Origin of the sequence: Mesorhizobium sp. WSM3864 (assembly GCF_002294955.1) — a bacterium.
In the GTDB taxonomy this organism is placed as follows: Bacteria; Pseudomonadota; Alphaproteobacteria; order Rhizobiales; family Rhizobiaceae; genus Mesorhizobium.
Map to the genome: position 1 here is coordinate 146,114 of NZ_NSGD01000011.1, position 24,970 is coordinate 171,083.

At 63.0% G+C, this 24,970-nt stretch carries 23 protein-coding genes and 1 pseudogene; 19 read left to right on the forward strand and 5 right to left on the reverse strand.

The annotated features are described in order from the left end of the window. Positions 1–16 precede the first annotated feature (16 nt). Together CK215_RS21765 and serB are read right to left on the reverse strand one after the other, a co-directional pair. Positions 17–589 carry a GNAT family N-acetyltransferase gene (locus CK215_RS21765; protein ID WP_095832111.1) on the reverse strand — a complete coding sequence of 191 codons (573 nt, stop codon included), beginning with the start codon at positions 587–589 and terminating at the stop codon, positions 17–19. Then, positions 586–1,473 (reverse strand): phosphoserine phosphatase SerB, encoded by an 888-nt coding sequence (gene serB / locus CK215_RS21770; protein WP_095832130.1) that lies wholly within the window; start codon positions 1,471–1,473, stop codon positions 586–588. The genes CK215_RS21765 and serB overlap by 4 nt, the downstream gene beginning before the upstream one ends. Here serB and miaA point away from each other — a divergent pair. Both miaA and CK215_RS21780 read left to right on the forward strand, forming a co-directional pair. Next, a complete protein-coding gene (miaA, locus tag CK215_RS21775; protein ID WP_095832131.1) occupies positions 1,463–2,407 on the forward strand; it encodes a tRNA (adenosine(37)-N6)-dimethylallyltransferase MiaA in 945 nt (314 codons plus the stop codon). The genes serB and miaA overlap by 11 nt on opposite strands. Before the next feature lie 122 nt (positions 2,408–2,529). Further along, entirely contained in the window at positions 2,530–3,321 is a 792-nt protein-coding gene (locus CK215_RS21780; RefSeq protein ID WP_066990920.1) for a GGDEF domain-containing protein, read from the forward strand. A 207-nt stretch (positions 3,322–3,528) separates the two neighbouring features. Here CK215_RS21780 and CK215_RS21785 read toward each other — a convergent pair whose 3' ends face one another. Beyond that, entirely contained in the window at positions 3,529–5,358 is a 1,830-nt protein-coding gene (locus CK215_RS21785; RefSeq protein WP_095832112.1) for an ATP-binding protein, read from the reverse strand. Positions 5,359–5,508: 150 nt separating this feature from the next. On the opposite strand from CK215_RS21785, the gene CK215_RS21790 reads away from it, so the two are divergent. Genes CK215_RS21790 through CK215_RS21800 form a run of 3 tightly spaced genes read left to right on the forward strand, consistent with a single transcriptional unit; the run spans position 5,509 to position 6,965 of the window. Then, a complete protein-coding gene (locus tag CK215_RS21790) occupies positions 5,509–6,075 on the forward strand; it encodes an XRE family transcriptional regulator (protein WP_066990926.1) in 567 nt (188 codons plus the stop codon). A gap of 4 nt (positions 6,076–6,079) precedes the next feature. Continuing rightward, positions 6,080–6,388, forward strand: coding sequence for a hypothetical protein (locus CK215_RS21795; protein WP_095832113.1), 309 nt, complete (start codon positions 6,080–6,082; stop codon positions 6,386–6,388). A gap of 37 nt (positions 6,389–6,425) precedes the next feature. Next, a complete protein-coding gene (locus CK215_RS21800) occupies positions 6,426–6,965 on the forward strand; it encodes a GNAT family N-acetyltransferase (RefSeq protein ID WP_095832114.1) in 540 nt (179 codons plus the stop codon). On the opposite strand, the gene CK215_RS21805 is transcribed toward CK215_RS21800, so the two are convergent. Further along, on the reverse strand, positions 6,957–7,841 hold the full coding sequence (locus CK215_RS21805) for a LysR family transcriptional regulator (RefSeq protein ID WP_245418757.1): 885 nt from the start codon (positions 7,839–7,841) through the stop codon (positions 6,957–6,959). The two genes, CK215_RS21800 and CK215_RS21805, sit on opposite strands and share 9 nt — an antisense overlap. 110 nt (positions 7,842–7,951) lie before the next feature. Here CK215_RS21805 and CK215_RS21810 point away from each other — a divergent pair, with 110 nt between their 5' ends. The 12 genes and pseudogenes from CK215_RS21810 to CK215_RS21865 all read left to right on the forward strand — a co-directional run bounded on the left by CK215_RS21810 (position 7,952) and on the right by CK215_RS21865 (position 21,812). Continuing rightward, positions 7,952–9,103 carry a gamma-butyrobetaine dioxygenase gene (locus CK215_RS21810; RefSeq protein ID WP_095832115.1) on the forward strand — a complete coding sequence of 384 codons (1,152 nt, stop codon included), beginning with the start codon at positions 7,952–7,954 and terminating at the stop codon, positions 9,101–9,103. Next, complete coding sequence (locus CK215_RS21815) at positions 9,100–9,690, forward strand: HD domain-containing protein (protein ID WP_095832116.1); 591 nt, start codon at positions 9,100–9,102, stop codon at positions 9,688–9,690. Before CK215_RS21810 ends, CK215_RS21815 begins: the two co-directional genes overlap by 4 nt. A 400-nt stretch (positions 9,691–10,090) precedes the next feature. Further along, positions 10,091–11,872, forward strand: a complete 1,782-nt coding sequence (locus CK215_RS21820) for an acetolactate synthase 3 large subunit (protein ID WP_095783769.1) — start codon at positions 10,091–10,093, stop codon at positions 11,870–11,872. A gap of 76 nt (positions 11,873–11,948) precedes the next feature. After that, positions 11,949–12,521 carry an acetolactate synthase small subunit gene (ilvN, locus tag CK215_RS21825; RefSeq protein WP_059185300.1) on the forward strand — a complete coding sequence of 191 codons (573 nt, stop codon included), beginning with the start codon at positions 11,949–11,951 and terminating at the stop codon, positions 12,519–12,521. A gap of 120 nt (positions 12,522–12,641) precedes the next feature. After that, positions 12,642–13,237 (forward strand): annotated as a pseudogene (locus CK215_RS21830) (LysE family translocator). A gap of 192 nt (positions 13,238–13,429) precedes the next feature. Continuing rightward, complete coding sequence (locus CK215_RS21835; RefSeq protein WP_095832117.1) at positions 13,430–14,701, forward strand: efflux RND transporter periplasmic adaptor subunit; 1,272 nt, start codon at positions 13,430–13,432, stop codon at positions 14,699–14,701. Next, a complete protein-coding gene (locus CK215_RS21840; protein WP_095832118.1) occupies positions 14,698–17,856 on the forward strand; it encodes an efflux RND transporter permease subunit in 3,159 nt (1,052 codons plus the stop codon). Before CK215_RS21835 ends, CK215_RS21840 begins: the two co-directional genes overlap by 4 nt. 65 nt (positions 17,857–17,921) lie before the next feature. Then, on the forward strand, positions 17,922–18,527 hold the full coding sequence (gene nthA, locus CK215_RS21845) for a nitrile hydratase subunit alpha (RefSeq protein WP_095832119.1): 606 nt from the start codon (positions 17,922–17,924) through the stop codon (positions 18,525–18,527). After that, the gene (gene nthB / locus CK215_RS21850) at positions 18,524–19,183 is read left to right on the forward strand and encodes a nitrile hydratase subunit beta (protein WP_095832120.1); all 660 of its coding nucleotides are present in this window, start codon (positions 18,524–18,526) and stop codon (positions 19,181–19,183) included. The genes nthA and nthB overlap by 4 nt, the downstream gene beginning before the upstream one ends. Further along, on the forward strand, positions 19,170–19,514 hold the full coding sequence (locus CK215_RS21855; protein WP_170950349.1) for a nitrile hydratase accessory protein: 345 nt from the start codon (positions 19,170–19,172) through the stop codon (positions 19,512–19,514). Before nthB ends, CK215_RS21855 begins: the two co-directional genes overlap by 14 nt. A 113-nt stretch (positions 19,515–19,627) precedes the next feature. Next, a complete protein-coding gene (locus CK215_RS21860; protein WP_095832121.1) occupies positions 19,628–20,521 on the forward strand; it encodes a hypothetical protein in 894 nt (297 codons plus the stop codon). Positions 20,522–20,684: 163 nt separating this feature from the next. Continuing rightward, positions 20,685–21,812 (forward strand): ATP-dependent RecD-like DNA helicase, encoded by a 1,128-nt coding sequence (locus CK215_RS21865; RefSeq protein WP_066991011.1) that lies wholly within the window; start codon positions 20,685–20,687, stop codon positions 21,810–21,812. A gap of 104 nt (positions 21,813–21,916) precedes the next feature. Here CK215_RS21865 and CK215_RS21870 read toward each other — a convergent pair whose 3' ends face one another. After that, the gene (locus CK215_RS21870; RefSeq protein ID WP_066990965.1) at positions 21,917–22,315 is read right to left on the reverse strand and encodes an STAS/SEC14 domain-containing protein; all 399 of its coding nucleotides are present in this window, start codon (positions 22,313–22,315) and stop codon (positions 21,917–21,919) included. Positions 22,316–22,428: 113 nt separating this feature from the next. Between CK215_RS21870 and CK215_RS21875 the strand changes: the two genes are divergently transcribed. After that, entirely contained in the window at positions 22,429–23,169 is a 741-nt protein-coding gene (locus tag CK215_RS21875; RefSeq protein ID WP_095832122.1) for a pyridoxine 5'-phosphate synthase, read from the forward strand. 83 nt (positions 23,170–23,252) lie between these two features. Beyond that, a partial coding sequence (locus CK215_RS21880) for a potassium transporter Kup (RefSeq protein ID WP_095832123.1) occupies positions 23,253–24,970 on the forward strand: 1,718 nt, incomplete at its 3' end.

A 24,970-nucleotide genomic window follows, 5' to 3' on the forward strand; every position in this document is an offset into this window, starting at 1 on the left:
TTTGCAATAAGGGCGGCTAGCGAGCCGCCCTTTTTCGCGCCTGCCAGTCGTCGCGCGTCAGCCTGTACAGCACATGCCGCTTAAGATGACGGTGGCTGTCCGGCACGGCGGGATGGTCAAAATCGGCGCCCGGGTCGGCGCGCATGCCGAGCCGCTTCATGACGGCGATCGAACGATGGTTTTCCACGACGGCAAAGGAGACGATTTCGTCCAGCTCCAGCGTTTCGAAACCGAAGGAGAGCCAGGCTTCGGATGCCTCGGTGACATAGCCCTTGCGCCAGTATTCCGGTGCCAGCCGCCAGCCGATCTCGATCGTGCCGGCCGGCAGGGAAGGCACATGATCGGTTTGGAGGAGGCCGACGAAGCCGATGCACTCGCCGGTGGCGGCAATCTCGGCGGCGGCGAAACCGTAGCCATCCTCATCGATCCAGGCCCGGAGCTCGTCCATCTTTGCGTCCGCCGTGGCGCGGTCGCGGCGGAACGGAAAAAATTCCATCACGCGCTCGTCCGAGTTGATGCGATGGAAGAGCGCGCGGTCGCGCTCTTCCCAATTGCGCAGGATGAGGCGCTCGGTGCGGATCGGCTTCATTGCACGAATTCTCCCTGGCGATAGCCCTGGAGGTAAAGCAGCGCGGTCAAATCGCCGTGGTCGATGCGGATCCTTGCCTGTTCCGCCACCGCCGGCTTGGCGTGCAGCGCGACGCCGGTGCCGGCAAGGCGGATCATGTCGAGATCGTTGGCGCCGTCGCCCACTGCAACGGCATCCTGCGTCGTCACGCCCAGCCTTGCCGCGATGTCGAGCAGCGCCTCGGCCTTGGCGGCGCGGCCGAGAATAGGCGCGGCCACCGTGCCGGTGAATTTGCCGCCGTCCTCGACCAGCCGGTTGGCGCGGTTCTCCTGGAAGCCCAGCATTGCGGCGATGCGGTTGGTGAAGACGTCGAAGCCGCCAGAGACCAGCGCCGTCCAGGCGCCGTTGGCACGCATGGTCTGCACCAGCGCGCGGCCGCCGGCGGCCAGCGTCAGCCGGTTGGCGATGATGCGGTCGACCACCGCCGTGTCGAGGCCCTTCAGCAAGGCGACGCGTTCGCGCAAGGCAGGCTCGAATGCGATCTCGCCATTCATCGATCGCGCGGTGATCGCAGCGACACGGTCTTTGACGCCGATCTCGTCGGCAAGCTCGTCGATGCATTCCTGATTGATCATGGTCGAATCCATATCGGCAAGCAAGATTCTCTTCCTCCTGCCTTCAGCCGGCTGGACGATGATGTCGACCGGCTCGGAGGCCAATGCCGCGCGCAGATTGGCCGTCAATTCGCCGATGTCGGGAGTCTCCGGCAAAACCAGATCGCAGGCGACATCCTCGGCCAGCCAATGAACGGCGCTTGCGCCTGCCGCTCGCGAGGCGATATTCGCAAGCGGGACCGACACTCGGCGGTCTTTGGGATTGGACACAAGCGTGGCGATCAGAGGCATCGAAAATTCCGGCAGGCAGGCGGGCGAAGGCCGCGTGAAAAACGCCATCCTGATAGCGGGGCCGACCGCCAGCGGCAAGTCGGCGCTGGCGCTGGACATCGCCGAGCGCAAGGGCGGCGTCATCGTCAACACCGATTCCATGCAGGGCTATTCGGTTCTTGACGTCCTGACGGCGCGTCCGAGCGCGGCCGAAACGGCGCGCGTGCCGCATTATCTCTACGGTCACGTGCATCCTTCGACAGCCTACTCGACCGGCGCCTGGCTGCGCGACGTCACCGGGCTGATCGCGGAAGGTATTTTCTCCGGCCGGCCGGCTGTCTTCGTCGGCGGCACCGGGCTCTATTTCCGAGCTTTAGCCGAAGGCATCTCGGACATGCCCGACATTCCGCCTTCGGTGCGTGAGCGCTGGCGCTACGAACTCAAGGAACAAGGGGCAGAACGGCTGCACCGCGTACTGATGCATCAGGACTCGGCTGTCGCCATGCAACTCCGGCCGACCGACGGCCAGCGCATTGTGCGGGCGCTGGAGGTGCTCGACGCGTCGGGACGGTCGATCCTTGAATGGCAGGCGGCACGCGGCCAGCCGCTCATCGACCGCCACAGCGCACGCTTCCTGGTGATCGAGCCGGATCGCGGCGAACTGGTGGCGCGTATCGGGGCGCGTTTCGATCAAATGCTCGACAACGGCGCGCTCGACGAGGTCAGGCAGTTGATGGCACTCGACCTCGATCCGAACCTGCCGGCGATGAAGGCGATCGGCGTGCGCGAGCTGCAGGCCGCGATGGCCGGACGCATGGGCTTTCCCCAAGCGATTGAGCGAGCCAAGATCGCGACGCGCCAATATGCCAAGCGGCAGACGACCTGGTTCAGACACCAACTGGGGCCGGAGTGGCAAAGGTTACGCCCGGGCGAGAAATGGTCAATCGGGGACTGATAGAATGCGATTTGATCAGGGCTTGGAATTGTGAGCGCAGCTTCCCGTCACGGTTGTCCGGGTTAACCGTCCGTAAGGCCTGGCATGCCATAACGGCGACGGTCGCAGTACCGCGGGGCGTTATGCGTTTTCACAAGGCGGAATCGGCGTTTTTCGTCTTTATCTTCGTGATCCTGGCCGCCGGCCTGGTGACCTTTCACGCCTATGGCCAATTGCAGGATATCGCGACCGCTCTCGACACCGCATCGCGTCTCGACAGAATCGCCTATCTCAACAAATTGCTGTTCGTGACCGGTGCGCTGCTGGCTGCTGCCTTGTTCTTTGGAACCTTCTTCATCTACCCGCTGATCCGCGGCCAGGTGAGGGAAGAGGGCAAGTTGCGCGCCATGACGGTGTCGCTGAGCGCCCGTTCGCAAACGCTTGAGCACGCAGCACTCACCGACGGCCTGACCGGAATGCAGAACCGCCGCTACTTCGATGACGCGTTGCGGGAATATCTCGACGAGTTCGGCCGCATCGACAAGCCGGTGGGCCTGATGATCCTCGATCTCGATCATTTCAAGCAGGTCAACGACACGCATGGCCACGATGTCGGCGACGAGGTTCTGCGGTCCGTCGCGCAGTGCGTACGGGGCATGACCCGCTATCACGATGTGGTGGCGAGGCTGGGCGGCGAGGAGTTCGCCGTGGTCACGCCCAACATGGATGCGGAACTGCTCGCGCGGTTCGCCGAGCGCATCCGCAAGGCGATCGCCAACCTGTCGATCATGTCGGGCAATGTGCGGCTGAAGGTCACCACCAGCGTCGGCCTCGCCGTCTGGGACCGCAAGGAGAGTGCCGAGGACTTCTATCGCCGCGCCGACCGGCAGCTCTACGAGGCGAAGAAGCAGGGCCGCAACCGCGTCTGCGCCTGAAATTCCATGATCAATTCTTGACGCTGACCGCCTAGAGCCGCGTTCTGCGCTTCTACCGCGCCGCGCGTCTGTTATGATCCTTTCCGAAAAGCGTTCTCGATTTTCGGGGTCATGCGCGTGCTCACGGACTATATGTCCGCTCCGGTTCTCGAAAGCGACTTCAGTCGACTCAGCCCGGGACTCAGTCGGCGCGAAGATGCAGAACGATTAGTCGTTCTGCTGGCGCATGCCGAAGGTCGAGGGCCTCAGGCCGTAACGCATGTCGAAATCGTCGTCCGGTTGCACGCGCGGCGCCGATGGCTTGCGGTAGTCGGGGTCGCCAGCCTGGCGCCCGGTATCGACGGCTTCGGCGAACGCTATCGACTGCTGCGGTTTCGGCACGTTGCGCAGACGCTCGACAATTCCGGCGAGATCGACATCGTCGCCGGAGTCCGCGGGCAAGGCCTGCTCCCGCTTCGCTGTGCCGGGAATGAATTCCTGGGACAGTTTCTCGAATTTGAGCCGCATGGTCGTCGCCACGCCTTCGCCGAAGGCAATGGCTTCGCGCTGGCCCATGGAGGACAGGAACGCCAGCGTCGAGGCCGAGGAATCGGCGATCGCCGAGCGGATAATGGCCTGGTCCTGCTCGTTGGCGAGCCGCATCGCGAAGAAGGTCGAGCATTGCGACAGGATGGTCGGATCGAGCTCGCCTGGACGCTGGGTCACAACGCCGAGATAGCAGCCATATTTGCGGCCTTCCTTGGCGATGCGCGACAAAGCGTGCCTGGTCGGCGCGAAGCCGAGGCGCGGATCGGCAGGCATGTAGCGGTGCGCTTCCTCGCAAAGCAGGAGCAGCCGCAGCCGGCCCTCGCTCCAGAGCGCAAGGTCGAAGGCGAGGCGCGCCAGCACCGAGCAGACCGAATTGACGACTTCGGACGGCATGCCCGCCATCTCGAAGCAGGTCACCGGACGTCCATGGTTCGGCACGCGGAAGATGTTGCCGATCGTCTCGTGGATGGTGTCCTCGATCAGCCGCGAATTGAACATGAAACGGTAGCGCGGGTCGGAAGCGGCCGATTCGATGCGCGTCCTCAACGACTTCAGTGTCGGCCGATCGTTCTTGCTTTCGAGCAGACCCATGCGCTCGTCGATCTGCTTGAGCAGATCGGCGATGCGGTAAGGCACCGGCGTGTCCGCCGTCAGCGCATCGCTGCCGCGCCTGATATACGAGCCGGAGCTCGGGTTGCGATAGAGGTTCTTGGCGGCCGGGATGAGGTCGCGCAGGACGTCGACTTCCTCCGGAACGGTCTCGCGACCGCGAAACAGAACTTCGGCGAATTCCTCCAGTCTGAACATCCAGAACGGCAGGTCGAGCGTCTTGGAATCGACCTTCACGCAGTATTCCGGAAGCGAGGCGGCAAACTCGTTGTGCGGGTCGAGGATCAGCACGCGCAGATCGGGCCGCGCCTCGATCGATTTGCGCAACAGCAGCGAGACAGCCGTGGATTTGCCGACGCCGGTCGTGCCGACAATGGCGAAATGGCGCGCCAGCGTGTCGTCGACAGCGATGTTGGCGTCGATCGCCTCGTCCTGCGACAGCGTGCCGATGGTGATCGAATGGCGGCCGGCGAGATCGTAGACGGCCTGCAGGTCGCGGCTGCGGATACGGTGGGCAACCGCGCCGATATGCGGATAGGTGGTGATGCCGCGGTCGAAGACCGGTTTGGCGCCGGGCTCGGCGCCGTCGCGCACCTCGCCGATCAGTTCGATGCTGACCTCGATTGCGTTCTGGCCCTCATTGCTCCAGGCGCGGTCAGACTTGCCGATCGCATAGACAAGGCCAACGGTTCGCGTCGCGCCAAGGTTGATGGAAATCATCTTGCCGACGGTCCATAGGCCGGTCACCGTGCCTTCGGCATCCTCGGCATAGGCGCTGATGGTAGCGCGCGCACCGTCGCATTGCACGACGTTGCCCAGGATGCGCTTGTCGCTCTGCTGGGCGTCGCGGCGCTCCTGCGAGGTCGGCTCCCCAACGGAGGCTTCGCGTTCAACAAACATCGTTACCTGTCCCATTCCCCTCGGGTCAAAGCTATCCCAATCGGGGTTAAAGCCGCGTGAGGTCGGATGGTGTAGGGCCCGTTAAACCACTCGCGAAAATGCGATCGACCAGCCTCTTCCTTCATCCCGAAATTTCGATATATTAGATGAATGACTGTTATATCGAACGACATCACGTCCACGATCGGCAGGCGGATACGCTCCGAGCGTGATTTGCGGGGATGGTCGCTGGCCGAGTTGGCCGAGCGTTCCGACGTTTCCAAGGCGATGCTGAGCGCCATGGAGCGCGGCATGACAAGTCCGACCGCGGCGCTCCTCGTGCGCATTGCGTCGGCTTTCGGCATGACGCTCTCGACGCTGATTGCCCGCGCCGAAATGCAGGGCGGCAGTGTGTCCCGCAAGGACGAGCAGCCGGTCTGGCAGGATCCGGCGACCGGCTATGTGCGACGCCATCTGTCGCCGGCAACGCAAATGCCGCTCGAACTGATCCGGGTCAGCCTGCCGGCAGGCGCCAAGGTCGAATTCCCGGCAGCGTCCTATGCCTTCATCAAGCAGCAGATCTGGCTGATCGGCGGCCGCCTGGACTTCACAGAAGGCAATGTCGTGCACAGGCTGGAGCCGGGCGACTGCCTGGCGCTCGGAGCCCCGTCGGACTGCACCTTCCACGCTCCGGGACCGGAAGCCGCCGAGTATCTGGTGGCGCTGGTCCGGGGCTGATCGCATGGCACGCCGGCTTGAACGGTCCCACAATGGCGGGCCGCCTCTCGACGACTACGAAGGTCTGCCCTGGGGCAAGGGCGACCCCTACATCTTTCTTGCCTGGCGCACCTCCCACGACAAAGCCTGGAAGGCGCCGAGCCGCGCCGTCATGCTGATGCGGCTGGAAAAGGCCGAGCGGCTTGGGCTCACTTATGAGGAATACACGCTCGAGATCCTGGAGCGCGGGCGGCACCTCAGCGAGGACGAAGCCGAGCGTATCGCGGAAATCCGAAGGGCGCGCCGCCGAAGACGTAGCAGTCATTTCGCATGAGCGTGGCCCGACACCTCATCACCTGGAGACCACCGACATGAACCCGCCTGAAATCAGGGCGCTGAACGACGACGCAAAAACCAGCGGAATGCTCGCCGACCTGCTGATCGAGACAGTCGCCGCCGGCGGATCGGTGAGCTTCATGCATCCCTTGTCTCCCGATGCGGCCCATGAGTTCTGGCGCAAATCGCTCGCTGCCGCGGCGCGCGGGGAACGGGCGCTGCTGGGCGCATGGGATGGCGAGATGCTTGTCGGCACTGTCACACTGCTTCTCGACTGCCCGCCCAACCAACCGCACCGCGCCGAGCTCGCCAAGCTGATGACCCGCCTCGACTATCGCGGCAAAGGTATTGCCACCGGCCTGATGCGGGCCGCCGAGGAACTGGCGGTCAAGAAAGGGCGCACCCTGCTGGTGTTGGACACAGCAAGCGAAGAGGGGGCTGGCGGCCTTTACGAAAGACTCGGCTTTTCGCTGACCGGCGAGATTCCGGACTATGCGCTGAAACCGCATGGTGGCCTCACCGGCACGCTCATCTATTGGAAGCGGATAGGGGAGCCGGCCCGGGCGCTATCCTGAAATGCTGGCGAGACGCGACAAAAGCCAGCGGCGAAAATCCTGTTCGGCGCCGGACAGCCGCGATGACGATGGCCGCGTCAGGAAGTGACCCGATGGGCTCGAAAGCTCGAACTCGGAAAGCCTGACAAGGAGATTGGCCTTAAGCGCGGCCTCGATGAGCGGCCGCGAGCCGAGCAGCGCTCCGGCGCCGGACTTCGCCGCTTCCATCGCGGCGACAAAACTGTCGAAGCGATGCGAGCGTTGGGACTGTTCGGCCAGGCCGGAGGCTGCGAACCATTCTGCCCACATCTCGCGCGCGCCCGCCACCAAAAGCAGCGGCAGCGATGTCCATTCGGCATTTCCGGCCAAGGTCGGCGCCGCGACCGGAACGAGCCGCTCGACCGTCAACCGGTCGGCGTCGCGCCCGGAAAACGAACCGTTGCCGAAGCGGATGTCGAGCGTCGAGCCCGCCTCGTCGTAGTCCGTCGGCCGATGGATGGTCACCAGATCGAGCCTGATCCACGGCAGCGCCTTTGCGAGATCGGGAAGAGCCGGGACCAGCACGAGCAGCGCGAAAGAAATCGGAACGCGAATGGTGACGGTTTGCAAGACGCGTGGCTCGAACAACTCGCGCGTGCTGCTGCCGATGATCGCGAATGCCGACTGGATGTGGGGAAGATAGGCGGCGCCATCCGGCGACAACGCCACACCGCGTGCCAGCCGCGCGAACAGTCGCGTCTTGAGACGCTCTTCCAGAAAGCGGATGTGCTGGCTGACGGCGGCTTGCGTGAGCCCGAGCTCGGCGGCCGCGGCGGTGAAATTCGACAGGCGCGCAGCCGCTTCGAAACTGCGTAGCCAGTCGAGCGGAGGCATGAGATCGGCAGCTTTTCCAGTCATTAGATTTCTGGCGGCATTAGGTGAAAAACAATAATTTGAATTATGCCTCTGGCAAAGACAGCATGCAATCGGTACCGCGGCGACGGCCCGAAGACGGGAGTTTCAGAAACATGCTGACGAGAGCAACCCTTGTCGACGAAGGACGGACGATCGCGCTAGGCTGGGACGATGGAACACGCAGCCGATTCCATGCCATGTGGCTGCGCGACAACGCACTGGACGACAGGACCCGCAGCTCCGGCAACGGCCAGCGGCTGATCACCATCCTGGACATTCCGGCCGAGACACGGATCGGAGAGGCCTCGATCGAGGGCGAGGCGCTGGTGGTCACGTTCGTGCCTGAAGACAAGACCGTCAGCTTTCCCGCGAGCTGGCTTCGTGGCCATACTTACGACCGTGAAGAAAATCGGCAGCCCGGCTGGACCGGCAGCGACATTCGGCGGTGGACCAAGGCCACGATGCAGAGTTCGGTGCGGCGCGCGGCCTATCTTGAGGCCAGGCAGGACAGGAATGTTCTGCGGCAATGGCTGACGGCGATGCGGAGCTTTGGCTTTGCCGTCATGGACGGTCTGCCGGCCGAATCCGGGGCATTGTGCAATGTGGCCGATCTCTTCGGATATATCAGGGAGACCAATTACGGGCGCTGGTTCGAGGTGCGCGCCGAGGTCAATCCGAGCAATCTCGCCTACACCAATCTCGGCCTGCAGGCGCATACCGACAATCCCTACCGCGACCCGGTGCCGACGCTGCAGATCCTGGCCTGTATCGAGAATACGGTGGAAGGCGGCGAATCCAGCGTCGTCGACGGATTCGCGGTGGCGGCCGCGCTGCAGGCCGAGAATTCGGACGGCTTCCGGTTGCTTTCCTCCTATCCGGCACGCTTCGAATATGCCGGCTCATCGGGCGTGCGGCTGCAGTCCAAGCGCCCGATGATCGAGCTCGGACCGGATGGCGAGCTCATCTGCGTGCGCTTCAACAACCGTTCGCTGGCGCCGACCATCGACGTGCCGTTCGCCGAAATGGACGCATATTACGCTGCCTATCGCCGGTTCGCCGAACTGATCGAGGATCCGGCCTTCGAGGTGACCTTCAAGCTCGAGGCGGGCCAGTCGTTCATCGTCGACAACACGCGCGTCATGCATGCGCGCAAGGCCTTTTCCGGCAGCGGCACGCGCTGGCTGCAGGGCTGCTACGCCGACAAAGACGGCCTGCTGTCCACGCTGGCGGCAATCGAACACGATGTCAGAGAGGCGGCCGAATGAAATCGAATGAACTGAACACCGGCAACATCGTCGAGTTCATCGCCGACATTTTCGAGCGTCGCGGCGCGGAATCCTATCTCGGCGAGCCGGTCACCATGTCCGAGCATATGCTGCAGGGCGCGTGGCTAGCCGAGCAGGATGGCGCGCCGGAGGAGCTTGTGGCTGCGGCGCTGCTGCACGACATCGGCCACTACACCAGCGAGTTCGGCACCTATTCGCCCGACGACGTCGAGGACAAGCACCACGACGAGGCGGGTGGCGAGGTGCTGGCGCCGTTCTTTCCGCCGATCATCGTCGAATGCGTCAGGCTGCATGTTGCGGCCAAGCGATATCTCTGCGCCACCGATCCGAGCTATTTCGGCAAGCTGTCGCCGGCCTCGGTCCATACGCTGTCGCTGCAAGGCGGGCCGATGAGCGCGGAGGAGGTGGCGGAGTTCCGCAGCAATCCATTCCATCGGGAAGCCGTGCGTGTGCGCATCTGGGACGAGGGTGGCAAGGTCGCCAACATGAAGACGCGCGCCTTTCGCGACTACGTGCCGCTGCTGGAGCGGGTGGTGAAAAAGTTCGCGACCCAAAGCGCGACGTGATCACCGGCGCCGCCCCACCCGGCACACTTGCCGACAATAGTGCGCCGCCGAAGACTAGAGACGTTTACTCGGCAACATCATGCGTCTCGACATACGCGGCAAAATGCGTTGGCGGCAGCCAGGCGAGGGGTGTGGTGCTGGCGGCCTGAACAATCCGCGCCGCTGAACAATGGGACCGACAGATTGCCCGTTGACAGCGGCGCGGAACCGACCTTATTGTCCGCGCCCATGAAAACAGCACTCATTCTCGTAGGCTGGCGCGTGGGCAAGGCGGTGTAACCGCCGGGCGAAAACCTCCCATGCGCATCCCACAGGCTCCCTCGGGGGCCTTTTTTATTGCCCAAAACCCAACTAAACGACCAGCAAATCGCCAGATGGCGAACAGTACGGGACCAGACCGATGAGCAACGGACATAACGAGCGGCGCGAAATGACGGGCGCCGAAATGGTGGTGCAGGCGCTGAAGGACAACGGCGTCAAGCATGTCTTCGGCTATCCGGGCGGCGCGGTCCTTCCGATCTATGACGAGATCTTCCAGCAGGATGAGGTCGAACACATTCTGGTCAGGCACGAGCAGGGTGCCGGCCATGCCGCCGAAGGTTATGCGCGTTCGACCGGCAAGGCCGGCGTGCTGCTGGTCACGTCCGGCCCCGGGGCCACCAATGCGGTGACGCCGCTGCAGGACGCGCTGATGGATTCCATTCCGCTGGTCTGTCTCACCGGTCAGGTGCCGACTTCGCTGATCGGCTCCGACGCCTTCCAGGAATGCGACACCGTCGGCATCACGCGCCCCTGCACCAAGCACAATTGGCTGGTGAAGGACGTCAACGAGCTCGCCGCCACCATCCATGAAGCCTTCCATGTCGCGACCACCGGGCGGCCGGGCCCGGTCGTGGTCGACATTCCGAAGGATGTGCAGTTCGCCAAGGGCATCTACGTGCCGCCGCAAACGGCGCCGCGCACCAGCTATCAGCCGAAGGTCCAGGGCGATCTGGAGAAGGTGAAGGCCGCCGTCGAATTGATGGCCGGCGCGAAGAGGCCGATCATCTACAGCGGCGGCGGCGTCATCAATTCAGGTCCGGAAGCCAGCCATCTGCTGCGCGAGCTGGTCGACCTCACTGGCTTCCCGATCACCTCGACGCTGATGGGCCTCGGTGCCTATCCGGCTTCGGGCAAGAACTGGATCGGCATGCTCGGCATGCATGGCACCTACGAAGCCAACATGGCCATGCATGATTGCGACGTGATGATCTGCATCGGCGCGCGCTTCGACGACCGCATCACCGGCCGGCTGACCGCGTTCTCGCCGAACTCGAAGAAGATCCATATCGACATCGATCCGTCCTCGATCAACAAGAACGTCCATGCCGACGTGCCGATCCTGGGCGATGTCGGCCGCGTGCTGGAGGATCTGGTGCGGCTGTGGCGGGCGACCGCCAAGGCCGACAAGAAGGCGCTCTATCCATGGTGGGAGCAGATCGCGAAATGGCGCGCGCGGGACTCGCTCGCCTATAGAATGAACAACGACGTGATCATGCCGCAATATGCGATCCAGCGGCTCTATGCACTGACCAAGGATATGGACACCTACATCACCACCGAAGTCGGCCAGCACCAGATGTGGGCGGCGCAGCACTATCACTTCGACAAGCCCAACCGCTGGATGACCTCGGGCGGCCTGGGCACGATGGGATATGGCCTGCCCGCGGCGCTCGGCGTCCAGATCGCACATCCGAATGCGCTGGTCATCGACATCGCCGGCGACGCTTCGGTGCAGATGACGATGCAGGAGATGAGCTCGGCCGTGCAGTACGAAGCGCCGATCAAGATCTTCATCCTGAACAACCAGTATATGGGCATGGTGCGCCAGTGGCAGCAGCTGCTGCACGGCAACCGGCTATCGCATTCCTACACCGAGGCGATGCCGGATTTCGTCAAGCTGGCGGACGCCTATGGCGGCCATGGCATACGCTGCGACAAGCCGGACGAGCTGGACGACGCGATCCGCGAGATGATCTCGGTGAGGAAGCCGGTGCTGTTCGACTGCCGCGTGGCGACTCTTGCCAACTGCTTCCCGATGATCCCGTCCGGCAAGGCGCATAACGAGATGCTCCTGCCTGACGAGGCGACCGACGAGGCGGTGGCCAACGCCATCGACGCCAAGGGCAGGGAACTGGTGTAGCGGCAGGCAGCGTCTGCGGCGGAAGCCGTGTGGAAACAGAGAATTAGCGCCAAAGTTTGAAATCGAGATTCACGTCATGAACGCACAGCTCCAGCCGACCGGCTCCGCCTACTTCATCGCCAAGGAAACCGAAAAGCCGGAAACGCACACGCTTTCCGTGCTGGTCGACAACGAGCCGGGCGTGCTTGCCCGCGTCATCGGCTTGTTCTCGGGGCGCGGTTACAACATCGAAAGCCTGACGGTGTCCGAGACCGAGCACGAGAAGCATTTGTCGCGCATCACCATCGTGACGCGCGGCACGCCGCATGTGCTGGAGCAGATCAAGCACCAGCTCGAGCGGATCGTGCCGGTGCACCGCGTGGTCGATCTCACCGTGCGCTCGCACGAACTCGGCCAGGAGCGGCCGCTGGAGCGCGAGCTTGCGCTGGTCAAGGTCGCCGGCACCGGCGACGCCCGCGTCGAGGCGCTGCGGCTGGCCGATGCCTTCCGCGCGTCGGTCATCGACGCCAACACCGAGCATTTCATCTTCGAGATCACCGGCAAGGGTTCCAAGCTCGACCAGTTTATTGCCATCATGAAGCCGCTCGGCCTGGTCGAGATCTGCCGCACCGGTGTCGCAGCCATGAACCGCGGCCCGCAGGGGATGTAGGCGCGCCACCACCGCTCCGACTGCTTCAACTTCTTCTCGCTGGCCCGGCGGTCGACCGTCCGTGGCTTTTGCCGCTGCCGATAAAGGACAATATAGCTGACCTATCCGCGGGAGTATATGATGTCCGTCAACGCGTTCCTTGCACTCCTGGTCTATGCCTTCGTGACGTCGATCACGCCGGGGCCGAACAATCTCATGCTGCTGGCCTCCGGCGTCAATTTCGGCATCCTCAGAACGGTTCCGCATATGCTCGGCATCAGCATCGGTTTTCTGGTTCTGCTGCTGGCCGTCGGCTTCGGACTCGGCGCGGTGCTGACAGCGTTCCGGTGCTGCATATGGCGCTGAAAATCGCCGGCGCCGCCTATTTGCTCTACCTTGCCTGGAAGATCGGCATGTCGCGCTCGATGGGTGGCAAGGACGGGGCGAAGGCGCGTCCGATGCGCTTCATCGATGCCGCCGCGTTCCAATGGGTCAACCCGAAGGCGTGGGTGATGGCGATCACTGCCATGGCCGTCTACACCAATCCGGATCATCCGTTCGTCTCGGTGGCGCTGATTTCGATCGCCTTCACCATCGTCAACCTGCCCAGCGTTTCGGTGTGGGCCGGGTTCGGCACCGCGCTGCGCGGCTTCCTTTCGGATCCCGTGCGGCTGAAATGGTTCAACATAGGAATGGGTCTGCTGCTCGCAGCGACGCTCTGGCCGATGCTGCGTTAAGGGATCGCCACGGCACGTTAGCCGGCTGCACAACAATTGTGCAGTGCATATTAAATCTTCGTAATCCCGCGTTTTGGCCCTTTTCCGCCAAAGCCTTGTCCTATCTATTCGGCGAAATTCGCGGCAACGGCCGTGAAATGAGCTGAGAATAGACCACCGGTTTCGGCGTGTCGGATAGAGGGCCAGTTGTCGATGCGCGGAAAAATCGCCTTTACAGTCGTTGCTCTGGTCTGCCTTGCAGGTGTCGGCCTTTATCTGTCGCCCGCCACGATGGGCAGGGTGCAGCAGCTGATCTCCGGCCATCAGGCCGACACAGCCGGCGCCGACACGACCAAGGCATCGGGCAGCCAGAAGGGCGGCGCTGGCGGCGCGCGTTCCGCCTCGATCGTTTCGGCAACTGCGACGACCGCCGATTTTCCGATCCGTCGCTACGCCATCGGCTTCGTCTCCTCACCGTCGGTGGTCAGCGTGAATGCCCGTGTCTCCAGCCAGATCGTGTCGATCGCGGTGAAGGACGGGCAAATGGTCAAGGCCGGCGACCTTCTCTTCTCGCTCGATGACCGCGCACTGAAGGCGCAGCTTGCCAAGGATCAGGCGACGCTCGTCAAGGACCAGGCCCTGCTGGTGAGCGCCACGGCGGATCTTCAGCGCGCCAAGGACCTTGTCGCCAAGCAGGCTGGCACGCAGCAGACTTACGACCAGGCACTGGCGGCGCAGAAGGCCGCGGCCGCCACCATCGATGCCGACAAGGCGACGATCGACGCCGATACGGTCCAGTTAAGCTACGCGACCATCAGCGCCCCCATCTCAGGCAGGCTGGGAGCGGTCAACGTCTCGGTCGGGGATCTCGTCACCACCAGCAACGGCTCAAGCACCACGACGCCGCTTGTGACCATCACACAGATGGACCCGCTGCAGGTTAATTTCACTCTGCCGGAAAGCAACCTTGCTTTATTGCACAAGGCGCTGGCGAGCCCACAGCAAGGCGACGTGACGCTGACCAAGGACGGCGATCCGACGCCGATCGGCAAGGGCACGCTCGATTTCGTCGATTCCAGCGTCGACACCGCCTCCGGCACCATCGCCACGCGGGCGAGCATACCGAACTCCGATCTTTCGCTTTGGCCGGGGCAGTATGTGAACGTCATCCTTGATGCCGGCACGATGCCGCAAATGACCTCGGTGCCGACGGTCGCGGTGCAGCCGAGCCAGAAAGGTCCCTTCGTCTATGTGGTCAAGCCGGACAACACGGTCGAGATGCGGCCGGTGCAGGTGGCGCTGACGGAGGGCGATAACAGCGCCATCAGCCAAGGCCTCAAGGGCGGCGAGAAAGTGGTGGTCGAAGGCCAGACAAGGCTAAAGGACGGCGCGACGGTGCACGAAGGCAAGACAGCGAGCAACAGTGGCGATCAAAATTCGCCTAAGGTCGCACAAGCCGACAAGGCCGGCGAGGCCCGCCCATGATTTCCGAATTCTGCATACGAAAGCCCGTCGCCACGCTGCTGATGTCGTTCGCCCTCGTGCTGGGCGGACTGTTCGCTTACAAGTTCCTGCCGGTTGCCGCGCTGCCCAGCGCGGAGTTCCCGGTGGTGAATGTCTCGGCCCAACTGGCCGGCGCTTCGCCGGAGACCATGGCGACCTCGGTCGCGACGCCGCTGATCAAGCAGTTCGCAACCATTGCCGGCATCGATTCTATTTCGACCACCAACTCGCTGGGCCAGACCTCGATCGCCATCCAGTTCGTGCTCAACCGCGACATCGACGCGGCTGCCGCGGACGTTCAGGCAGCCATTGCGCGCACGCAAAAATCGCTGCCGCCGCAAATGACGGCGCCGCCAAGCTATCGCAAGGTCAATCCGGCCGATGCGCCGATTCTTCTGATGTCGCTGGTCAGCGACACCGTTCCACTCACCGACCTCGACGCCTTCGCCGAAAACGTCATCTCGCCCTCGCTATCGACCATCGATGGCGTTGCGCAGGTTTCGATCTACGGACAGCAAAAATATGCGGTGCGCATCCAAATCGATCCGACCGCGCTCGCCGCGCGCGGCATCTCGATCGACCAGTTGCAGACGGCCGTGGCCTCGGCCAACAGCAACACCCCGCTCGGCGTGCTGCAGAACGACAAGCAGCAGCTGACGATCACGGCCAACACTCAGTTGATGAACGCCGCCGATTTTTCCAACATTATCATCGCCACCAAGAACGGCCATCCGGTGCGGCTTGGCGAGGTCACGCGCGTCATCGACTCGGTCGAAACCACGACGACGGCGAGTTGGTATGACGGCACGCGCGCCATTATCCTGGCCGTGCAGCGTCAGCCCGACGCCAATACGGTCGACGTCGTCGACAAGGTCAAGGCGATGCTGCCGTCCTTCCAGGACCAGATGCCGGCTGCCGCGAACATCAAACTGCTCAACGACCGATCCACCTCGATCCGCCAGGCCGTCGACGACGTGCAGTTCACGCTGCTCCTGACCATCGCGTTGGTGGTGATGGTGATCTTCGTGTTCCTGCGCCGCGTCACGGCAACGATCATCCCGGCGGTGGCCGTGCCGATTTCGCTGATCGCGACGCTCGGCGCGATGTTCCTGTTCGGCTTCTCGATCGACAACATCTCACTGATGGGTCTGACGCTGGCCGTCGGCCTCGTCGTCGACGACGCGATCGTCATGCTCGAGAACATCTTCCGCCACATGGAAGAGGATGGGCTGTCGGCTTTCGACGCCGCGCTCAAGGGCGCGCGCGAGATCGGCTTCACCATCATTTCGATTTCGATTTCGCTGGTGGCGGTGTTCATCCCCGTGCTTCTAATGGGCGGCGTCATCGGGCGCATCTTCAACGAATTCGCCGTCGTGGTGACGGTCGCCATCCTGGCGTCGATGTTCGTGTCGCTGACCCTGACCCCGATGCTGTGCTCGCGGCTTTTGTCGGTGACCAAGGCCGATCGCGAGGCGCATGCCGACGGTCACAGATATGATCTCATCACGCGTGGCTATGACTGGATCCTGAGCTTCTGCCTGCGCCACACCTTCCTGGTGTTCCTGGTCTTCGTCGGCACCGCGGCGGCCTCCGTCTGGCTGATCCAGGTTTCGCCGAAGGGCTTCTTCCCGCAAGAAGACATAGGCCAGATCTCGGTCACCACCATCGCCCGCCAGGACATCTCCTTCGACGCGATGACGAAGCTGCAGAGCCAGGTTGCCGACGTCTTCTCGCATTCGCCTTACGTCGGTCACGTCGCCTGGTCGGTGGGCAGCGGCAACAATGCGCTCAATCAGGGACAGTTGTTCGTGCAACTGAAGGACAAGGACAAGCGTCCCGACATAGAGAAGGTGCTTTCCGATTTGAGGCGGCAGCTGTCCGGCGTCGCCGGCATCGAAACGTATATGCAACCGGTGCAGAACCTCAGGCTCGGCTCGCGGTCCTCGGCCAGCGCCTATCAGCTGGTCGTCCAAGGCCTCGATAACGGCGCGACGGACGCCTGGGCGCAGAAATTGAACGACGCCATGGCCGCCGATCATAAATTCTTCACCGACGTCACAAGTGATCTGCAGAACAACGCGCTGCAGGCGTCGCTGGTCGTCGATCGCGACAAGGCCGCTCAGCTCGGTATCGACACGGACACGCTGCGTTCTGCCCTCTATGGTGGCTTCGGCACCGATCAGGTCTCAACCATTTTCGGCTCGGCCGACAGTTACGAGGTCGTCACCGAGCTCGATCCGAAGATCGAGTGGTCGCCGGAGCGTATGCTGGCCATTCAGGTGAGAACGGCGAGCGGCAGCCTCGTTCCTCTCGGTGCCTTCGCACGGGTCGATCGCACGGCCGGCGCCCTGACGGTCAACCAGCTTGGCCAGCTGCCGGCGGTGACGATCTCCTACAACCTGCCGCAGGGTGTCTCGCTCGGCGACACGGTGACCCGCATCAACCAGCTCAAGGACCAGATCGGCATGCCGCAGGCGATCGGCACCACCTTCGCCGGCACCGCCAAGACGTTCCAGGATTCGCTTGCCAACCAAGGGCTGCTGATCGGGGGCGCGATTCTCACGATCTACATTGTGCTCGGCATGCTCTACGAGAGCTTCATCCATCCGCTGACCATTCTGACGGGCCTGCCATCGGCGGTACTGGGCGCGGTGGTTGCATTGCGGCTCTTCGGCATGGACCTGTCGGTCATAGCCGTGATCGGCATCCTGATGCTGATCGGCATCGTCAAGAAAAATGGCATCATGATGATCGACGTGGCGCTGGAGTTGAGGCGCGAGGGCATGTCTGCGCTGGACTCCATCCACAAGGCCTGCCTGATGCGTTTCCGGCCGATCATGATGACGACGCTGGCGGCCTTGATGGGCACGTTCCCGATCGCGCTCGGCACCGGCGCCAGCGCCGAGCTGCGCCAGCCGCTCGGCGTTGCGGTGGTCGGCGGCCTGCTCGCATCCCAGGCGCTGACCCTGTTCGTCACGCCGGTCATCTATGTCTATTTCGAGCATTTCTCCGGTTGGCTGCTCAGCTTCTCCTCGAAGAAGAGCCGGCCGGAGTTGCATGCGGTCGAGCCGGTCGAGCAGCCCTCGCTCTTCGACCCCGGAGAAAATGCCGAACCGAAAAAATTGGCCGCCGAATAGGCGGCCCGGCTCTGGCCCAAGGTGCCGAGCTTGCGGGGGCGTGCGCACGATCGTAACCTTGCGCCATGTCCCATGATCACGACCACGACAACGAGCTCGATCCGTTTGCGGCGCGCGTGCGCGCATTGGAAACGATCCTTACCGAGAAGGGCCTGATCGATCCGGCGGCCATCGACGTCATCGTCGAAACCTACGAGACGAAAATCGGCCCACGCAACGGCGCCAGGGTGGTGGCGAAGGCCTGGAACGATCCGGCCTATGCCGAATGGCTGAAGCGCGACGCGACGGCAGCAATTGCCTCGCTCGGCTATACCGGGCGCCAGGGCGAGCACATGCAGGCGGTGTTCAACACGCAGGAGACGCACAACCTCGTCGTCTGCACGCTCTGCTCTTGCTATCCGTGGTCCGTGCTCGGCCTGCCGCCGGTCTGGTACAAGGCGCCGCCCTATCGTTCGCGGGCTGTTATCGATCCGCGCGGCGTGCTGGAAGAATTCGGGCTAACCTTGCCCGCGGGTAGGAAAATCCGCGTCTGGGATTCGACGGCCGAGCTTCGCTACCTTGTGGTGCCGATGCGGCCGAAAGGCACCGAGGGCTGGAGCGAGGAGCAACTCGCCGGCCTGGTCAGCCGCGATTCGATGATCGGCACTGCGCTGGCGAAGGAGCCGGCATGAACGGGCCGCAAGATCTCGGCGGGCAGATGGGGTTCGGGCCGGTCGCGCCCGAGACGGACGAGCCTTACTTCCATGCTGCCTGGGAGCGGCGGGCGCTTGGCGTCACGCTCACTGCCGGCGCCATGGGTGCCTGGAACATCGACGAGAGCCGGCAGGCGCGAGAATCGCTGCATCCCGCCGATTATTATTCGTCGAGCTATTACCAGATCTGGATCCAGGCGCTTGAGGTACTCCTGAAGCGCCATGGCTTCGTGACGGAACGCGACCTTGCCGCCGGCAAGGCGGTCGATCCGGCGACGACACCCAAACGCGTGCTGAAGGCTGCCGATGTGCCTGCCGTGCTCGCCAAAGGTGGGCCATGCGACCGTCCCGTGGCTGCGCCGGCGCGCTTCCAGGGGGGCGACCGCGTGCTGACGAAGAATTTCAGCCCCACCGGCCATACGCGCCTGCCGCGCTACGCGCGCGGCAAGAACGGAAGGATCGAGGCCGTTCGCGACGGTTTCGTGTTCCCGGACAGCAACGCGCATGGCAAGGGCGAGAACCCGCAATGGGTCTATACCGTGGTTTTCGACGGCGCCGAGATCTGGGGCGAGGGCGCCGATCCGACATTGACCGTCTCCATCGACGCCTGGGAGAGTTACCTTGAGCCCGCATAAAGGCGCGCTGCCGACGGATTTCGACGATCCGGTGTTCGCCGAACCGTGGCAGGCGGAAGCCTTCGCCATGACGGTGGCGCTGCACGACAGCGGCCTGTTTTCGTGGAGCGAATGGGCGAACGCCCTGTCCGCCGAAGTGAAGAAGCCGGACGCCGCGAGCGACGGCCACGACTATTACGAGCACTGGCTGTCGGCGCTGGAAAAATTGCTGGCGACCAAGGGCGTCGCCGGCAAGCACGAGATCGATGCGCTCGCGGCCGCCTGGGAGCGTGCCGCGCACGCCACGCCGCACGGCAAGCCGATCCTGCTCGAGAACGATCCCGGGCTCTAACGGCAGGTCGCGCGCAAGCCAGCTCAAAAGTCAGTTCAGGCTTCCGTTACCTCAGTTTCGGATGTGTTTGGCACTTAATTGCAAATACTGGGGCTGCCTGCGACGATGTATTCATGACGAAGAAACCCGCCGCGCCATGGCCCTTGCTGCAAATAGCGATCGAGCCGAAGAGGAAGGCCGATCAGGAGAAGCTGCTTGCCGCCCTGTCGGGCCTGGCGGACGAAGATTCGGACTTGCGTATCGATTGGGATGAAGAGTCCGGCCAGACGATCGTCGCCGGCAGAGACGAGCGTCACTTGGACATCATCGTCAACCGCCTGCTACACGAATTTGATCTCACCGTGGATTTCGGCGCACCGCAGGTGGCCTATCGTGAGACGATCACCTACACGCGCGAACAGGACTACACGCATAAGAGGCAATTCGCCGGGCAGGGGCAGTTCGCCCGCATCAAGGTCCTGTTCGAGCCGAACGGGCACAATCCGGAATTCGCGTTCGTGTCGAGGGTTCCCGATGGCGCGGTTCCCGACGAATACGCCGCCGGAGTCGAAAAAGGGCTGCGGACCATCCTGGTCTCTGGTCCCTTCGCGGGCTTTCCGATGATCGGGGTTAAGGCAACATTGGTCGACGGCGCTTGTCACGCCACCGACTCTTCGGCTTCCTCTTTCGAGATCGCCGGCCGTGCTTGTTTCCGGGAGGCCGCACCCAAGCTTGGAGTGCAACTGCTCGAGCCGATCATGAGGGTCGAGGTGATGACGCCGCAAGATTATGTCACAGGCATCATCAGCGATCTCAAGAACCGGCGCGGCAAGGTCGAGAGCCAAAAAACCAGTGGCATGGACGTCGTCATCGACGCCCTTGTGCCGCTCGCAAACTTGTTCAAACTGGAAGATGCACTCCGGTCGTGTTCGAAAGGACAAGCGCGCCTGAACGTGAGCTATGTCGGATATGCTCCCGTTCCGATGCCTGACCGCGAGCCGCCGCCGGCGGTGGCTGCCTACGCCTAATTATTCGGGGGGTCCATCTAAGGCATCAGTGGTCTTGTTCTCTTTACGTTCCGGTTGGCGGCTGATAGCCTGAGTTTGTCGGACGCGTTAGCGGTTGCTACCGACGACGGTCGATATGGTGGCCAATCTTGTCTTTCGTCAGCGAATCCGGTCTGTCGCACTGATGGAATTCTCTCCCCAACAGGACGAGGCTTTGAAGGCGGTCGGCCGCTGGCTGAAGGACGGGCGGCCGCAGATATTCCGCCTGTTCGGCTATGCCGGCACCGGCAAGACGACGCTTGCGCGCTATTTCGCCGAGCATGTCGACGGGCAGGTGCAATTCGCGGCCTTCACCGGCAAGGCTGCCCAGGTGCTGCGCTCCAAAGGAGCGATCAACGCCCGCACCATCCATTCGCTGATCTATCGTCCGAAGGGCGAGGAATCGGTCGAGGACCAGGTGACCGGCAAGACCTCGATGTCACCGACCTTTTCACTCAACCGGCAAAGTCCGATCGCGCGCGCCAAGCTGGTCGTCATCGACGAGTGCTCCATGGTCGACGAGCAACTCGGCCGCGATCTGATGAGCTTCGGCACGCCGATCCTGGTGCTCGGCGATCCGGCCCAGCTGCCGCCGATCTCCGGCGGCGGCTTCTTCACCGAGCATGAGCCGGATGTGCTGCTCACCGAGATCCATCGACAGGCGCGCGACAACCCGATCATCCGGCTGGCGCTCGACGTGCGCGAAGGCCGCGAGTTCATGCATGGCGACTACGGCACGGCGCAGGTGATCGGCAGGGAAGGGGTCACGCAGGATCTGGTGATGAAAGCCGATCAGGTACTGGTCGGCACCAACCGCACGCGGCGGCGCTACAACCAGCGCCTGCGCGAGCTGAAGGGCTTTTCCGCCGATTATCCGCAGGCCGGCGACAAGCTGGTCTGCCTGCGCAACGATCCGGCCAAGGGGCTGCTCAACGGATCGCTGTGGAAAGTGATGACCTCGTCACGCGAGACGGTGAAGCCTGGCATCAACCTGCTGGTCTCGCCGGAGGAGGACGATCCCGACCGCGGCGTTGCCAAGATCAAGCTGCTGAAGGCGGCGTTCGAGGATCCGGATGCCGAGATTCCATGGCAGCAGAAGAAGCGATTCGACGATTTCGACTACGGCTATGCGCTGACCGCGCACAAGGCGCAGGGCTCGCAGTGGAATGACGTCGTGCTGTTCGACGAGAGCTGGGCCTTCAAGGAGACCCGGCAACGCTGGCTCTATACGGCCATCACGCGTGCGGCCGAGCGGCTGACGATCGTGCGATAGAGCGGTTCACCGGTTCAGAAAACGGCAAACCCCTCTAGCTCGTTGTTTTGGAGCAATTCCGAACGGAAAGCCGTCACACCTTTCATGGAATTGCTCCAGTCCGCTTATTCTGCCGGCCTCGCATCGAGCCATTGCCAGGCCGCGGCTTCGTCGTCACTGGTGAAATGCCGGAATTCGAACGGCAGAACCTTCGGAAAGAAGTCGCCGACAAGCGATGCCCAGCGCGGTTCGCCGATAGCTGCGCAACGGACGACATGCTCCAGCGCGTCGGCCACACCTTGCTGCAGCGTTTCTTGCGAGATGTTGGCCCAATCGACGCTCTCCTCGTCACTCAGCCGCACTAGCACGTCGATCCTCGGGTGCAGGGCATAGGCAGCTTCCAGCAGGCCGAACAGGTTTTCCGCATCCGCCGGCGAGACATCGCCGACGACGTCGATGGCAAAAAGCGCGTCACGGTTGGTTTCAATGCGGCGTATCGCCGGCACCGCCTCGAGGAAATTCACTGGCAGATCCTTGTGTTGGCAATCACCTAGTCCTCTGGAACACCGGAAACCCACTATCTGTTCCCTGCAAAGGCGCTATAGATGCCCGCCAAAACCAAGCTGGATGCCAATTCATGCCTGCAAAGCTTTCGGTCAACCTCAACGCTGTCGCCATGCTGCGCAACCGACGCGATCTGCCGTGGCCGAGCGTCACGGGGTTGGGGCGCATCGCTCTTGCCGCCGGCGCGCATGGGTTGACCGTCCATCCACGTCCCGATGAGCGGCATACGAGACATTCCGACCTGCCGGAGATCAGGGCGCTGCTCGACGATGAGTTCCCCAAGACGGAATTCAACATCGAGGGCTACCCGACAGAGGATTTCCTAGCGCTTGTCGAGAAGAACCAGCCGGAGCAGGTGACACTGGTGCCCGACGATCCGGCGCAGGCGACGTCGGACCACGGCTGGAACTTCGTCGCGCAGGCCGCGTTCCTGACACCGATCGTCAAGCGGCTGAAGAAGGGCGGATTTCGCGTGTCGCTGTTTTCCGACGCCGATGCGGCCGGCGTGAATGCCGCGCGCGATACCGGCGCCGACCGGATCGAACTCTATACCGGGCCGTATGGCGGTTACCATTCCGATTCCGCCAAGGCAGCCAAGGAATTGGAAAGACTGGGAAAAACCGCGGACGCGGCACTCGCGGCGGGGCTCCAGGTCAATGCCGGCCACGATTTGACCGTGAACAATCTGCCTGCACTGATCAAACGCATCCCCGCATTGGCCGAAGTATCGATCGGACATGGGTTGACAGCGGATGCGCTGGAGTATGGCATGGCCGGCACGGTTGGGCGGTTCTTGAAGGCCTGCGGATGGTAGGGCGAGGAAGCCTTGCGTAGCTCCGGCGTGTTCCGCGCTTTGCGGCAGCGTCGGAGCGTGGCGAATCTGATGAAGTGGGGTTCATGGTGCTAGCCAACGCCAGCGAAACAGAATCCCTCGAACCTTCGGGCCATGCCGAGGCCGAGCGGCAGCACAGCACCAAGGTTCTGATGCTCGGTGCGCTCGGCGTCGTCTACGGCGATATCGGCACGAGCCCGATCTACGCCTTTCGAGAGGCTCTCCATGCTTCAGGGGGAGTGGTTGCCCGCAACGATGTGCTCGGCGTGCTGTCGCTGATCGTCTGGGCGCTCACCATCATCGTCACGATCAAATATGTCGCCTTCGTGCTGAGGGCCGACAATAAGGGCGAGGGCGGCACGCTGTCGCTGATGGCGCTGGCACGGAGCGCCTATCCGCAGGGCTCCAGCCTGATCCTGGTGATCGGCCTCTGCGGCGCGGCCCTCTTCTTCGGCGATTCGATCATCACGCCGGCGATCTCCGTGCTTTCGGCGGTTGAAGGCCTGGAAGTCATCACGCCGGCGCTCGATGCCTATGTCGTTCCGATCACGCTGGTGATTCTGGCGGTGCTTTTCGCCGTGCAGCGTTTCGGCACGGGCAAGGTGGCGGCAGTGTTTGGACCCATCACGGCGACATGGTTCGTGGCGATCGGCGTTGCCGGCCTCTATCACATCGTCGACGATTGGTCCGTCCTGTTGGCTATAAACCCCTACTATGCGGTCTATTACCTGGCCACCACGCCGACGGGCGCCTTCGTCACCGTCGGCGCGGTTTTCCTCGCGGTCACCGGCGCCGAGGCGCTCTATGTCGACCTTGGCCATTTCGGCCGCAAGCCGATCGTGCTGGCCTGGTTTTCCATCGTTTTCCCTTGCCTGCTCCTCAACTATTTCGGGCAGGGCGCCTTCGTGCTCTCGCACGGCGGCAAGCCGACCAACCCGTTCTTCCAGATGCTTCCCGAATGGGGGCTGATGCCGATGGTCGCCCTGGCAACGGCGGCGACGGTCATCGCCAGCCAGGCGGTGATCTCCGGCGCCTTCTCGCTGACCAGACAGGCGGTGCAGCTCAATCTTCTGCCGCGCATCGAGGTGCAGCACACATCCGAGATGCAAAGCGGCCAGATCTATATGCCGAGGGTCAATCTGCTGGTCGCGCTCGGCGTGATGCTTCTGGTCGTCGGCTTCGGCAGCTCGAGCGCGCTCGCCTCCGCCTATGGCATTTCGGTGACCGGAGAGATGCTGATGACGACGATCCTCTTGTTTGTCGTCATGCGCTGGCTCTGGAAATGGCAGCTGGCGCTCGCATTGGCGCTGGCGCTGCTCTTCGGCGTCATCGACCTCGGCTTCTTCTCGGCCAATGTCGTCAAGATGGTCGAAGGCGGTTGGGTATCGATCACCGTTGCTTTGATCATGGGGCTGATCATGTGGACTTGGATTCGCGGCACCCGCTACCTATTCGACAAGACGCGCCGCAACGAAATCCCGCTCGACTTTCTGGCGATGAACCTCCTCAAGAAGAAGCCGCAGCTGGTGTCCGGCACCGCCGTGTTCTTGACCAGCGATCCGCTGAGCGCGCCGACCGCGCTCATGCACAGCCTGAAGCACTATAAGGTGCTGCACGAAAAGAACGTCATTCTTTCGGTGGTGACCGCGCCGCAGCCGGTGGTGCCGGACAGCGAGCGGGTGAAGATGGAGACGGTCAACGAGCTGTTCATGCGGGTCACGCTGACCTTCGGCTACATGGAGCAGCCGAACATTCCGCGCGCGCTGGCAATCTGCCGCAAGCA

Excerpts from the sequence above, each read along its gene's own strand:
- CK215_RS21765 (WP_095832111.1), bottom strand. The coding sequence starts at position 589 with ATGAAGCCGATCCGCACCGAGCGCCTCATCCTGCGCAATTGGGAAGAG.
- serB (WP_095832130.1), bottom strand. The coding sequence starts at position 1,473 with ATGCCTCTGATCGCCACGCTTGTGTCCAATCCCAAAGACCGCCGAGTG.
- CK215_RS21780 (WP_066990920.1), top strand. The coding sequence starts at position 2,530 with ATGCGTTTTCACAAGGCGGAATCGGCGTTTTTCGTCTTTATCTTCGTG.
- CK215_RS21785 (WP_095832112.1), bottom strand. The coding sequence starts at position 5,358 with ATGTTTGTTGAACGCGAAGCCTCCGTTGGGGAGCCGACCTCGCAGGAG.
- CK215_RS21790 (WP_066990926.1), top strand. The coding sequence starts at position 5,509 with ATGACTGTTATATCGAACGACATCACGTCCACGATCGGCAGGCGGATA.
- CK215_RS21795 (WP_095832113.1), top strand. The coding sequence starts at position 6,080 with ATGGCACGCCGGCTTGAACGGTCCCACAATGGCGGGCCGCCTCTCGAC.
- CK215_RS21800 (WP_095832114.1), top strand. The coding sequence starts at position 6,426 with ATGAACCCGCCTGAAATCAGGGCGCTGAACGACGACGCAAAAACCAGC.
- CK215_RS21805 (WP_245418757.1), bottom strand. The coding sequence starts at position 7,841 with ATGACTGGAAAAGCTGCCGATCTCATGCCTCCGCTCGACTGGCTACGC.
- CK215_RS21810 (WP_095832115.1), top strand. The coding sequence starts at position 7,952 with ATGCTGACGAGAGCAACCCTTGTCGACGAAGGACGGACGATCGCGCTA.
- CK215_RS21815 (WP_095832116.1), top strand. The coding sequence starts at position 9,100 with ATGAAATCGAATGAACTGAACACCGGCAACATCGTCGAGTTCATCGCC.
- CK215_RS21820 (WP_095783769.1), top strand. The coding sequence starts at position 10,091 with ATGAGCAACGGACATAACGAGCGGCGCGAAATGACGGGCGCCGAAATG.
- ilvN (WP_059185300.1), top strand. The coding sequence starts at position 11,949 with ATGAACGCACAGCTCCAGCCGACCGGCTCCGCCTACTTCATCGCCAAG.
- CK215_RS21835 (WP_095832117.1), top strand. The coding sequence starts at position 13,430 with ATGCGCGGAAAAATCGCCTTTACAGTCGTTGCTCTGGTCTGCCTTGCA.
- CK215_RS21840 (WP_095832118.1), top strand. The coding sequence starts at position 14,698 with ATGATTTCCGAATTCTGCATACGAAAGCCCGTCGCCACGCTGCTGATG.
- nthA (WP_095832119.1), top strand. The coding sequence starts at position 17,922 with ATGTCCCATGATCACGACCACGACAACGAGCTCGATCCGTTTGCGGCG.
- nthB (WP_095832120.1), top strand. The coding sequence starts at position 18,524 with ATGAACGGGCCGCAAGATCTCGGCGGGCAGATGGGGTTCGGGCCGGTC.
- CK215_RS21860 (WP_095832121.1), top strand. The coding sequence starts at position 19,628 with ATGACGAAGAAACCCGCCGCGCCATGGCCCTTGCTGCAAATAGCGATC.
- CK215_RS21865 (WP_066991011.1), top strand. The coding sequence starts at position 20,685 with ATGGAATTCTCTCCCCAACAGGACGAGGCTTTGAAGGCGGTCGGCCGC.
- CK215_RS21875 (WP_095832122.1), top strand. The coding sequence starts at position 22,429 with ATGCCTGCAAAGCTTTCGGTCAACCTCAACGCTGTCGCCATGCTGCGC.